We start from the raw sequence: 12,149 nt of genomic DNA, 5'->3' as shown, positions 1-12,149 counted from the left end.
AACTTCTCTTCCGTCCCGGTGTGCACTAGAGTCCCCTTTCCCACCGCTTTGTCCACGCCACCGGAGACCGGACCACGGAGCCGACCGGACCAACACGGAGGTCACATTGCGCGGGGACGCCGGATCCCTGTTCGACGCGCACGCCGCCCGCCTGCACGCCTACTGCTGGTCGCTGCTCGGCGACGCCGCCGCGGCCAGCGCCGTCACCGACGCCTACGTGGCGGCCACCCAGCACCCGCCGCGCGGCGACGCCGTGCTGTGGATGTACTCGCTGGCGCGCCAGGCCTGCGCGGGGCGGGGCGCGTTCGCCGCGCAGGCGGTGCCGCCGTTCGGCACCGCCGACCCGCTGCTGCACGCCGCCGGGACCCTGCGCGCCGACCACCGCGAGGCGCTGCTGCTGGAGGCGGGCGAGTGGCTGGAGGTCCCCGACATCGCCCACGTGCTCGGCATCGCCCCCGACACCACCCGCCAGCTGCTGACCGTCGCCCGCAACCGGCTGGAACGCGCCGTGCTCGACGTCCTCATGCGCGGCGGGGGCACCACCGAGCTGATCACCGCGTTCGAGAAGGGCCGCCTGCCGCGCCTGCTGGCCGACCGCGCGCCCGCCACCGCCCCCGACTGGCTGCGCGAACGCGTCCTGGCCGCGTGCGCCGAGGCGCTGAGCGGCGACCCCGCCACCCGCCCGCTGCCGGCCGTCACCTCCCCCAGCCCGCTGGTCGTCATCGCGGGCGGGGCCGGTCCCGCCCCGCGCGGCCGGCCCGCCAGGGAGCGCCCGCGGCGCGGCCTGGCCCGGGGGCTGGGCGCGGTCGCCGGGATCGCCGCCTCCGTCGCGACGGCCGTGAGCGTGCTGGCCTCCTGGCCGTCGGCCAAGGAGGGCGTCGGCGTCAGCTCGGTGACCCCCGGCACCGGCGGGAGCGGCACCGCCCCGGTCGCCGACCGGACCGCCTCCGACGGCACCGCGTCGCCGACCACGAGCACGCGGCGCCTCGGCAACGGCCGCACCGGGGACGGGATCCCCGCGTCCCCGCCGCCGCAGTCCACCGAGGCCGCGCCGCCGCCCGCGCCGGCCCCGCCCCCGCCGCCGGACGGCTCCGGGTCCGGGTCCGCGTCCGTGCCGGGCACGCAGCCCCAGGGGCCGTCGACCCCGCCGGACCGGCCGAGCACGCCCCCGGGCGAGCCGACGACCCCGACGGCCCCGCCCGCCCCGCCGACCACGCCGCCGACCGAGCAGCCCACGACCCCGCCGACCACCCCGTCGAGCCCTCCGTCCCAGGAGCCGCCGGCCCCCACCCCCTCCAGCAACCCGACCCCCGACCCGGGCTGAGGCGCCCGGGGCGGGCCCCGGCCACGCACGCGAGCGCGTGACCTGACCTGCGGGTCCGAAGCCGGAGGCGAGGGCCCGCCGGTCAGATCGCGAAGCGATGCCGCGCGGACCCCCGCGTCGGGCCCCCGGCGCGCTTTGTACGATCTCGCGTCATGTGCGCCGACCACTCCCCCGTCCCCGCCGAGAAGATCCGCGCGGCCCTCGACGCCGTTCCGCACGAGTTCGCGAACTGGATCGACCGCGCCGAGAACGCCGGTCCGGGCGGCATCGACCTGGCCGCGGGCTACCTGCTCGGCTACGCCTTCGCCCGCCTGCTCACCGACGACCCCCGGGCGGAGGGGCGCGACACCTGGACGGCGCTGCGCGAGGCGGGCTCGCTCTCGATGCAGTACGTCCGGGCGCTGGAGGCCGAGGAGGGCGACACCGTCCGCGTGACCGTGGACTACCTGGGGGTCGGCTTCCGGTTCCGCGTCAGCGAGGCCGACGGCGCCGGGCCCCGCGCCGGGGCGTGGCTCCAGGCGTTCTCCCTCGCCCTGGCCGTGGGCGACGGCGAGGCGCTCGCCGCGCTCACCGAACGCCACTGGCGGCTGCTGCCGGACGACGACCCGAGGACCACGCTCGCGCGGACGCTGGCCGCCCTCCACCGGGGCCGGCCGGTGGGCCTCGACGGGGTGGACCACCCCGCCGCGCACGCCCTCGCGCAGGGCGACCACCGGGCGTGCGCGGAGGCGCTGCGCGAGGCGTTCGCCCGGTACGAGGCGGACTTCCAGGGGTCGCTGCGCGCGCTGGTGCCCTGGGACCTGTTCGCGGTGGCGGCCCTGGCCCACCGGCACGGCGTCGCGGTGGACGTCGACTCGGTGCACTGCCCGCGGCGGCTGCTGACCGGCGCGGGCCCCCTGGTCAGGGTGCCGGACGGCCCGATCCGCCGCCCCGGCTTCCACGCCCGCTACGCCGCGCGCGTGCTGGCGCAGCGGGAGCGGGACGCCGGGGAGGAGCTGGACGAGCTGTTCGACCGGCCGCTGTCGCGGAGCATGGCGTCCTGGCAGTTCGTCCACTTCGCCCAGCAGCGGCTGGAGGCGTTCGCGGTGCGTTCGCTGGCCGACCCCGACGCCGAGGACGTCCGCCAGTGGATCGAGCTGGTGCTGGCGCGGCAGGCGTACGCCGCCGCGTTCCGGCTGCTGTCGGCCGAGCCGGGCGCCCCCGTGGAGGTGACGGTCGGCGACCGGGCCGGCGAGCTGCGCGCCGACGGCGGCCAGGGGGTCGGCCGGGGCGCGGCGAACTACGTCCACGCCGCCGCCCTGGCGATGATCACCCGGGACGGCGACGCCCTCGCGTCCCTGGGGGCCGTGCCCGACACGGTGGTCCTGGGCGACGACCCGGTCGGCACCCACGCCGCGCGGGCCCTGCGCGCGCACCTGGCCGGGCGCGACCCCCGCGAGGGGCTCCAGGAGGTGCTCGACCCCCGCAACGTCCTCGACGACGAGGCCGAGTGCGTGTTCGTCCCGGCGGCCCGGCTGCTGGACGTGCTGGTGCGCGGCGAGCGCGCCGCGTTCGACCCGGTGCTGGCCGAGGCCCTGGAACTCCACCGGCAGTACCACTCGGTCGCGATCCGCAGGGGCAGGCCCGAGTCGCTGGTGGCGCCACTCCCGCTCGCGATGGCCTGCCTCGCCCGCGACCGGGGCTGGGAGGTCGGGATCGGGTCCGACTACCTGCCGCGCCGCGTCGTCGAGGGCGCGTGGGCCGCGACGCCCCTCGATCTCACCCCATATCGGGGCGACTAATACCGTCTATACACATCAGGCACTACCTCGGCATTTGTACGATCGTTCCATCATGTGCGCTGCTCACTCCCCCGTCGACCACGACGCCGTCGCCAAGGCCCTGCGGGCCATGCCCTACGAGTTCGGCGAGTGGGTGTCGCGTGCCGGGAACGGGGGATCCGGCGGGATCGCGGTCACCCGCGACATGCTGCTGGCCTATGTCGCCGCGCGGCTGCTCACCGACGACCCCCGGCTGGAGGCCCGCGACTCCTGGGCGGCGCTGCGCAGCGCCGCCGAGGTCGCGGCGGCGCGGGTGCGGGCGCTGGAGTCGGCGCGCGGCGACACCGTGGACGTGTGGGTGGAGTACCTCGGCGCCGGGTACACGATCGTGCTCGGCGACCCGGAGAGGGGCGACGAGCCCGACGCCGGGTCGTGGCTGACGGCGTTCGGGCTGGGCGTGGTCAGCGGCCAGGAGCGGGCGCTGGCCCGGCTCGTGGACGTGTCGATCCGGCGGCTGCCGGACGGGCCCGGGGCCGCCTACGCGCGGGCGCTGGCCGATCTGTGGGTGAAGCGGCCGGTGCGGCTGGACGGCGTCGAGTCGGCGGCGCTGCACGCCCTGGCGCGGGGCGACCGGATGGCGTGCGCGACGGCGCTGCGCGAGGAGTTCGACCGGCACGCCGAGCGGTTCGCGGGGCGGCTCGCCGAACTGCTGCCCTGGGACCTGCTGGCGCTGGCCGCGCTGGCGCGGCGGCGCGGCGTCACCGTGAAGATCGACTCGGTGCACTGCCCGTCCCGGCTGGTCACCGGCGCGGGCCCGCGCAACGCCGACCCCGGCGAGCCGGTGCGCCGTCCCGACGTCGGGACCGACTACGCGGCGCGGACGCTGGACCGGCGCTTCCGGGACGCGCGGGGCTCGCTGGAGCGCCTGTTCGAGCCGCGCGGGCCCGGCTGGCTGGCCTACGAGTTCCAGCGGTTCGCGCGGGAACGCGTCGACACCTTCGCGCTGCGGTCGGTCGCCGACCCCGACGCCAACGAGATCCGCCAGTGGACCGACCTGCTGCTGGCGCAGCAGGCGTCCACGGCCGCGTTCGCGCTGCTGTCGGCCGAGGCGGGCACCGACGTGCGGGTCACGGTCGGCAACCGCGCCGCCGTGCTGCCCGCCGACGGCCCGCGCGGCGGGGGCGGCGGGGCCCGCAACTACGTGCGCGCGGTCGGGCTGGCGATGGCGACGCGCTCGCCCGACGCCATCGCCGTGCTCGGCTCGGTGTCCGACGAGGTGATCGGCGACGGCGGGTACGGCGGCCACCACGTCACCGAGTACACCCGGGCGCTGCGGGCGCACCTGGCCAAGCGCAGCGCCCGCCGCGAGCTGGACCAGGCGCTCGGCCAGGGCCCCGGCCCGCACGACGAGTGGGACTGCCTGTACCTGCCGATGGCGCGGATGCTGGACCGGCTGCTGCGCCGCGACCGCGCCGGGTTCGACCGGGCGCTGGCCGAGGCCCTGGATCTGTACCGGCAGTACCACTCGGTCGCGGCGCGGCCCGACAGGCCCGAGTCGCTGGTCCCGATCGAGATCATCGGGATGGTGTGCCGGGCCCGCGACCGGGGCTGGGACTTCGAGGTCGAGACCGACTACCTGCCGCGCCGGATCGTGGAGGGCGCCTGGACCGGCGCGCCCCCCAACCTCACCCCCTACCGCTGAGGACCAGGCCGCTGGTGGGGACGCCGGTGCCCGCCGTCACCAGGACGTTCGCCACGTCCGCGACCTGGTTGGCGGCGGTGCCGCGGATCTGGCGGACCGCCTCGGCGACGCCGTTCATGCCGTGGATGTACGCCTCACCCAGCTGACCCCCGTGCGGGTTGACCGGAAGCCGGCCGTCGATCTCGATGCCACCGTCCCTCACATACTCCCTCGCCTCGCCGCGCCCGCAGAAGCCCAGCTCCTCAAGCTGGATCAGCACGAACGGCGTGAAGTGGTCGTACAGCACCGCCGTCCGCACGTCGGCGGGCGTCAGCCCCGACTGCCGCCACAGCGTCTCCCCGACCGTGCCCATCGCGGGGAGCGTGGCGATGTCCCCGCCGTAGTAGGAGAACATCATCATCTGGTCGGGCCCGGTGCCCTGCGCCGCCGCGCTGATCACGGCGGGCGGGTGCGGCAGGTCGCGGGCGCGCTCGACGGTGGTCACCACGAGCGCCACGCCGCCGTCGGACTCCTGGCAGCAGTCCAGCAGGTGCAGCGGGTCCACGATCCACCGCGACGCCTGGTGCTCCTCCATCGTGATCGGGCGGCCGTGGAACCACGCCTTCGGGTTGGTGGCGGCGTGGCGGCGCATCGCGACCGCCACGCGCCCGAAGTCCTCGCTGGTCGCGCCGTACTCGTGCATGTAGCGGCGGGCCTGCATCGCCACCCACGCCGCCGGGGTCGCGAACCCGTAGGGCAGGTGCCAGGAGAACTCCATCGCGTTCGAGCCGCTCCCGCCGGACTTGTTGGCCTGGCCGAAGCGGTGCCCGGAACGCTCGTTGAACGCCCGGTAGCACACCACCACGTCGGCCTGCCCGGTCGCGACGGCCATCGCGGCGTGCGCGACGGTCCCGCAGGCCGCGCCGCCGCCGTAGTCGACGCGGGAGAAGAACCGCAGCGCCGGGATGCCCAGCTCGCGCTGCACGGCGATCTCGGAGCTGGCGTCGGCGGTGAACGTCACCAGCCCGTCCACGTCCGCCGGGGTGAGCCCGGCGTCGCGGACCGCGGCCAGGCACGCCTCGGCGGCCAGCCGGAGTTCCGACCGCCCCGACTCCTTGGAGAACTCGGTGGCCCCGATCCCGACGATCGCGGCCCTGCCGGAGAGCGTCACGCGTCCTCCCTGAACGTCACGGTGGCGGTCACGTGGTCGCCGAGGCTCACCGCGCCGCGCACCCGCAGCGTGCGGCCGTCCACGCGGTCGGTGTGGAGGCGCAGCGTGTCGCCCGCGTAGGCGGGCACGCCGAGCCGGACGGCGATCGTCTCCAGCGTCGCGCCGGGGACGGCGTCGAGCGCGGCGCGCTGCACCACGCCCATGGTGGTGAGGATGTTGACGAAGATGTCCCTGGTGCCCTGGGCGCGGGCCAGCGCGGTGTCGTGGTGGACGGGCGTGAAGTCCCGCGTCGCCAGGGCCGTCGCGATGACGAACGTCGGCGTCAGCTCGATCTCCAGGTCGGCGGGCGGGGCCTGCCCGGCGGGCTCGGGCTCGGGGGCGGTGTCAGGCACGGAGGCGGGCGTCCACTGCGGAAGCGTCAGCTCGTCGTCCATCCGCTCGAACGTCAGGCGGACGGGCATCCCGACGCGCACGTCCTCGGGCGGGCACCCGATGACGTTCCCGACGATCCGCACGCCCTCCTCCAGTTCCACGACCGCGACCACGAACGGCGGCGTGCGCCCGGGGACGGGCGGGTGGTGGTGGACGACGTAGCTGTGGACGGCGCCGCGCCCGCTCGCCACGACGTACCCGCGCTCGGTGGCGTGGCACTTCGGGCACATCGGGCCCGGCGGGTGCCGCAGCGCGCCGCACGCGCCGCACTTCTGGACGCGCAGCTCACCGGCGTCGACGCCGTCCCAGAAGAACCGCGTGTCCGGGCCGACGGCGGGCCGCAGCGGGTATCTGCCGCCCTTGTTCGGAACGTTCCCGCCCGCGCGCTTGCGCGGCTGGAACTTCAGCACCCGGAACAGCATCTCGGCCACGCGCTCGCCGGCCTCGTCGTACCAGCTCTGGTACCAGGTGACGAAGTAGCCCTCGCCCATCGCGGTCCTCTTCGGCCCGGTCACGCCGCCGAACCGCATCCGGGAGCTCAGCCGTTCGCCGACCTTCACGTACCGGTCGTAGGTCTGCTCGCAGTTGGTGGCGACGACGCCGGTGTAGCCGTGGGCGTCGAGCAGGCGGAGCGGCTCCTCGGCGGCCGAGCCGCCCTTCTGCTCCACCAGGCCCGGCATCGACCACACCTGGATCATCGCGGGCGGCGCGGCGTCCTCCCAGTCGCGGGGGTCGCCGAGCGCCTGCGTCCAGTTGCGGATCATCGCCGGGTTGACGGCGTCGGGGCAGGGGCCGCCGTCCTGCTCGCCCCGCGCCGCCAGCCGGTCGGCCAGCGCCAGAAGTTCGTCGTGCACGGGCTCTCCTCACCGGGGCGCGCGGGGCAGGCCGAGGCCGATCATCGCGATCAGCTCGCGCTGGATCTCGTTGACGCCGCCGCCGAACGTCAGCACCACCGCGCCCTTCACGCCGTGGTCGAGGCGCCGGACGAACTCGGCGGTCGCCGGGTCGCCGGGGTCGCCGAAGCGGGCCAGGGTGTCACCGACGATCCGGCCGACGTCCTGCATCCGCTCCGAGCCGTAGATCTTGGTGGCGGAGGCGTCGGCGGCGCCGAGCCAGCCGAGGTCCATGTTGGCGGCGACCTGCCAGTTGAGGAACTCGTTGACGCGCAGGTAGGCGTAGACGCGGGCGACGGCGCGCCGGACGGCGGGCTCCTCGGTCAGCGGCCGTCCGTCGCGGCCGGTGGCGGTGCGCGCCCACTTCTCGAACCGGTCGTAGGTGTGGCCGATGTTCCCGGCGGGGCCGAGGGTGACGCGTTCGTGGTTGAGCTGGTTGACGATCAGGTCCCAGCCCTTGTTCTCCTCGCCGACCAGCATGTCCACCGGGACGCGGACGTCCTGGTAGTAGGTCGAGTTGGTGTGGTGGCGGCCGTCCATCGTCACGATCGGCGTCCACGAGAAGCCCGGGTCCGCGCAGTCCACGACGAGCATGGAGATGCCCTTGTGCTTCTTCGCGTGGGGGTCGGTGCGCGCGGCCAGCCAGATGTGGTCGGCGTAGTGCGCGCCCGACGTGAAGATCTTCTGGCCGTTCACCACGTAGTGGTCGCCGTCCCGGACCGCCGTGGTGCGCAGTGACGCCAGGTCGGTGCCCGCGCCCGGCTCGCTGTAGCCGATCGCGAAGTGGCACTCCCCCGCGAGGATCCTCGGCAGGAAGTGCTTCTTCTGCTCGTCGGTGCCGTACTGGAGGATCGTCGGGGCGACCGAGTTCAGCGTGATGATCGGGTACGGCACCTCGGCGCGGGCGATCTCGTTGGCGAAGATCTGCTGCTCCATGGGGCCGTAGCCGCGCCCGCCGTACTCCTTCGGCCAGGCCACCCCCAGCATCCCGTCGCGGCCGAGGCGCCTGCAGTGCGCCATGTAGTGCTCGCCGAACGGGTCGTTCGCGATCTGCTCGCGCTGCTCGGGCGTCAGGCAGTTCCGGAAGTACCCGCGCAGCTCGTCGCGGAGCCTCTTCTGCTCGTCGGTCAGGTCGATGAACACGCTCAAGCCTCCTGTGCGACGAGTGCGCCGAGGGTGTCGAGTTGGTCCTCCGGGCCGCCCAGCAGGTGACCGATCTGCTTGGCCCAGGCGAAGTAGCGGTGCAGCGGGTAGGTGACGTCGAGGCCGATGCCGCCGTGCAGGTGCTGGCAGGTGTACAGGGCTCTCACGACGGGGTCGGCGGCGTTGAACGCGGCGATGGCGAGGGTCTCGTCGACGTCGGGCCACCCCTCGGCGAGCCGCCAGGCGCCCGCCCACACCGCGACGTCCAGCGCGCGCTTGGCGATGTAGACGTCGCCGACGTTCATGGTGACGGCCTGGAACTGGGCCAGCGGCCGGTCGAACTGCTCGCGCGTCCTGACGTACTCGGCGGTGAGGTCCAGCGCGCTCTCGATCACTCCGGAGGCCAGCGCGACCGCGCCCGCGACCGCGCAGCGCCGCAGCGTGTCCCAGGCCGCGCCGTCGGCGGCGCCGCCGAGCAGGGCGCCGGCGCCGACGCGCACGCCGGTGAGCGCCACCCGCGACAGCGGCTCGGTGGTCGCCGAGGGCTGCGGGGTGATCTCCGCCGCGACCTGCTCGACCAGGAACACCCCGACGCCCTCGCCCTCCACCCTCGCGGGGACCAGGATGAGCGACGCCTGCCCGGCGTACGGCACGAACGTCTTGACGGCGTCCAGCACGTACCCGTCGCCGTCGCGGCGGGCGGTGGCGCGCGGGTCGCCGCCCGGCCCGACCTCGCGGTAGGCGCCGGTCAGGATCGCGTCGCCCTCGTTGAGCGGGGCCAGCAGGGCGCGCTGCTCCCCGGTGCCGTGCCGCGCGATCGGCAGCGCCGCCAGCGCGAGCGAGGCGTAGGCGGGCACGGGCGCGACGTGCGCGCCGACCTGCCGCAGGATCACCGTCAGCTCGACCGGGCCGAGCCCCGCGCCGCCGACCTCCTCGGGCAGCACGACGCCCAGCAGCCCGGCCTGCGCGAGGGCCTTCCAGACGGCGGCGTCGTACGGCGCGCCGGTCCTCTCGAACGCCTCCAGGCGGTCCGGCGCCGCCTCCCGCTTGAGCAGGTCGGCGGCGAGCCCCTGCAACTCCTGCTGGGTCTCGTCGAGGTTGAAGTCCACTCAGCCACTCCCTTCCAGGAGGTGAAGTCGGCCGCGCACCGCGAACTCCTCGCGGATGCGGGCCGCGTCTTGCGGGGTCAGCCGCCGGTAGGCCAGGTCCCGGCCGGGCCGCCACCACACCGGGTCGCCGGTCCGCCAGCCCTCGCGGGCCAGCGGCCGTTTGAGGATCTTGTTGGACGGGGTGGCGGGCAGGTCGGGCATGACCCGCACGTACCGGGGCGGCCACTTGGGGCCGAGGTCGGCGCGGTCGCGCAGGTAGGCGGCGAACGCGTCGGGGTCGAAGCCGTCGGCGGCGAACGCGACCATCACCTGGTCGCCGGAGGCCGCGTCGGGGACGCCGTAGACGGCCAGCCCCCGGACGCCGGGGGACGCGTCGGCGAACCCGGCGAGGGCGCGTTCGACCTGGGCGGCCCCGAAGTTCTCGCCGTCCACGCGCAGCCGGTCGGAGATGCGCCCGGCGAAGAAGACGTGGCCGTCGCCGTCGGCGTAGGCGAGGTCGCCGCTCCAGTACATGCCGTCGCGGATCCGGTCGGGGGCGTCCTCCTTGTAGTACCCGTCGAAGACGCCCATGTCGCGGGTGTTGACGAGTTCGCCGATCGCCTCGTCGCCGTTGAGCAGCCGCCCGGCCGCGTCGAACCGGGCGGGCGGGCACTCCCGGCCGGTGGCGGGGTCCAGGATCGCGATGCCCTCGGGGAGCCTGCCGAGCGCGCCGGGCGGGCCGAGCGGGTCGGGGCTCAGGTGGATGGCGGTCTCGGTGGAGCCGTAGGCGTCGATGACGAGGCAGCCGAACCGTTCGGCGAACGCCTTCTGCTCCAGCGGCGCGGCCTCGTTGCCGAACGCGACCTTCAGCGGGTTGTCGGCGTCGTCGCCGCCGGGCGGGGTGGCGACGACGTACGACAGCGCCTTGCCGACGTAGTGCAGGTACGTGCAGCCGTACCGGCGGACGTCGGGCAGCAGGCCGGAGGCGGAGAACCGGGAGCGGATCACCAGCTCGGCCCCGGCGTACAGCGCCGGTGCGAACGCCGCCATCAGCGCGCCGGAGTGGAACAGCGGCATCGGGCAGTACACGACGTCATCGGCTTTGAGCAGCCGCGCTCCCAGGTTCTCCCCCGGCACGACCACCTTGCGGTGGGTGACGCGGACGGCGCGGGGCCGCCCGGAGGTGCCGGAGGTGAAGATGAGCATCATCAGGGTCTGCCCGGTGATGGCGGAGGCGTCGGGTGGGGGCGTGTTCTCGTGCGCGGCGAGCTCGTCCCGGTGCTCCCCGCTCGCTATGTCCACGACGCGCCGAGAGCCGATCTTCGCCGCGAGGCCGGCGTGGCGCTCCTGGGTGAGGATGAGGTCGCAGTCGGCGCGTTCGGCGTCCGCGGCCAGCTCGGCGGGGCCCCGGCTGGTGTTGAGGGCGACGACCACGTTCCCCGACAGGGCGGCCCCGCAGATGAGGAAGACCAGGTCGGGGACGTTGTCGAGCAGGACGCCGACGTGCAGGGGGCGGTCGTCCGGGCGCCGGGCGTCCATCCAGGCGGCCCGCGCGGCGGACTCGGCGACGACCTCGCGCCAGCTCCAGGCCCGCCCGTCGTCGGCGCACCGCAGCCCCGGCGCGGCGTCGGCGGCCCGTGCCTCCAGCAGTGCGGCCACGGTCACGGCGGTCACCTCCCGGCCGCAAAACTAGAACAGATTCTAGTCTGTGTCCAGAGTCATGATCGCCGCCGACCGACCCTGCTCGTCCAAGCGCGGGTGACCCTGTCGATCCACGGTCGACACGGCGTGGAGTCTCGTTCAGATAACACGTTCCTGTCAGGGCTGTAGGCTAGGCCCGTGAGCGCAGAGCCGACCGTGACCCGAGACCAGCCGTCCAGCGCCGAGAACGCGGCGCCGCAGGGCGCGCGTTCCCGCAGCCAGCACCAGCGCCGCAAGCGCATCCTGCAGGTCGCCGCCGCGCTGGTGTCGCGCGGCGGGATCGAGGAGATGCAGATGCGCAAGGTCGCCGAGCGCGCCGACGTGGCCCTCGGCACCCTGTACCGCTACTTCCCGTCCAAGGAAGACCTCATCGTCGCGGTGGTCAGCGAGGAGCTGGACCTGCTGGAGGGCAGCATCGAACGCCGCCCGCCGAGCGCCGACACCCCGCCGCGGCGCGCCGTGGCGGTGCTGATGCGCGCCACCCGCGGGCTGATGCGCGAACCGGAGCTGGCGTCGGCGCTGATCCGCTCGCTGCTGCTGTCGGACGTCAAGACCGAGTTCGGCGACCGCATGACGGGCCTGCTGCTGCGCGCCGCCGTGGGCCCCGACGCCGACGTGCCCGACGGGGACCCCCGCCGGGTGGTGGCCAAGGCGCTGTCCAGCGTCTGGACCATGGAGATGATCGAGATGCTGCGCGGCCACGCCACCGCCGACCAGGCGCAGGCCCGCCTGGAGACGGTGGCGGCGCGGCTGCTGCACGACTTCTGACCCCGGCTCCCCGTTCCGGCCGGCGCCGCGCAGCCGTGGAGCGCGGCGTCGTCGCCGGCCCGGATCGCCGCGTTCGCGCGTCCCTTCGACGCAGACGCAATCAACTCTGAAAAACAGCCACAAACCGATGCATTGTGGTGGCCCGACGCCGCTCGTACATTCCTGGCGCAGGACGACAGTCCCTCTCC

At 74.9% G+C, this 12,149-nt stretch carries 9 protein-coding genes; 4 read left to right on the top strand and 5 right to left on the bottom strand.

Annotated elements, in window-relative coordinates:
• Positions 1-106 precede the first annotated feature (106 nt).
• From HNR61_RS03520 to HNR61_RS03510, 3 genes are all read left to right on the top strand, one after another.
• Positions 107-1,324: an RNA polymerase sigma factor gene (locus tag HNR61_RS03520; protein ID WP_182841615.1), complete on the top strand. Its 1,218-nt coding sequence runs from the start codon at positions 107-109 to the stop codon at positions 1,322-1,324.
• A gap of 152 nt (positions 1,325-1,476) precedes the next feature.
• A complete protein-coding gene (locus HNR61_RS03515) occupies positions 1,477-3,105 on the top strand; it encodes an immunity 49 family protein (protein ID WP_182841614.1) in 1,629 nt (542 codons plus the stop codon).
• Positions 3,106-3,157: 52 nt separating this feature from the next.
• Positions 3,158-4,786 (top strand): immunity 49 family protein, encoded by a 1,629-nt coding sequence (locus HNR61_RS03510; protein ID WP_182841613.1) that lies wholly within the window; start codon positions 3,158-3,160, stop codon positions 4,784-4,786.
• On the opposite strand, the gene HNR61_RS03505 is transcribed toward HNR61_RS03510, so the two are convergent.
• Genes HNR61_RS03505 through HNR61_RS03485 form a run of 5 tightly spaced genes read right to left on the bottom strand, consistent with a single transcriptional unit; the run spans position 4,770 to position 11,157 of the window.
• Complete coding sequence (locus tag HNR61_RS03505; protein ID WP_182841612.1) at positions 4,770-5,936, bottom strand: lipid-transfer protein; 1,167 nt, start codon at positions 5,934-5,936, stop codon at positions 4,770-4,772. The genes HNR61_RS03510 and HNR61_RS03505 overlap by 17 nt on opposite strands.
• Entirely contained in the window at positions 5,933-7,222 is a 1,290-nt protein-coding gene (locus HNR61_RS03500; RefSeq protein ID WP_312897751.1) for an OB-fold domain-containing protein, read from the bottom strand. The genes HNR61_RS03505 and HNR61_RS03500 overlap by 4 nt, the downstream gene beginning before the upstream one ends.
• A 9-nt stretch (positions 7,223-7,231) precedes the next feature.
• Entirely contained in the window at positions 7,232-8,404 is a 1,173-nt protein-coding gene (locus tag HNR61_RS03495; RefSeq protein WP_182842269.1) for an acyl-CoA dehydrogenase family protein, read from the bottom strand.
• A gap of 2 nt (positions 8,405-8,406) precedes the next feature.
• Positions 8,407-9,513: an acyl-CoA dehydrogenase family protein gene (locus tag HNR61_RS03490; protein ID WP_182841611.1), complete on the bottom strand. Its 1,107-nt coding sequence runs from the start codon at positions 9,511-9,513 to the stop codon at positions 8,407-8,409.
• Complete coding sequence (locus HNR61_RS03485; protein WP_182841610.1) at positions 9,514-11,157, bottom strand: AMP-binding protein; 1,644 nt, start codon at positions 11,155-11,157, stop codon at positions 9,514-9,516.
• 174 nt (positions 11,158-11,331) lie between these two features.
• Between HNR61_RS03485 and HNR61_RS03480 the strand changes: the two genes are divergently transcribed.
• Complete coding sequence (locus HNR61_RS03480; protein WP_182841609.1) at positions 11,332-11,961, top strand: TetR family transcriptional regulator; 630 nt, start codon at positions 11,332-11,334, stop codon at positions 11,959-11,961.
• Positions 11,962-12,149 lie beyond the last annotated feature (188 nt).

The organism is Actinomadura kijaniata (genome assembly GCF_014138665.1).
GTDB classification, from domain to species: Bacteria; Actinomycetota; Actinomycetes; order Streptosporangiales; family Streptosporangiaceae; genus Spirillospora; species Spirillospora kijaniata.
The sequence above is the reverse complement of the archived record's forward strand: the minus strand, read 5'-3'. Positions and strand labels throughout refer to the sequence as shown.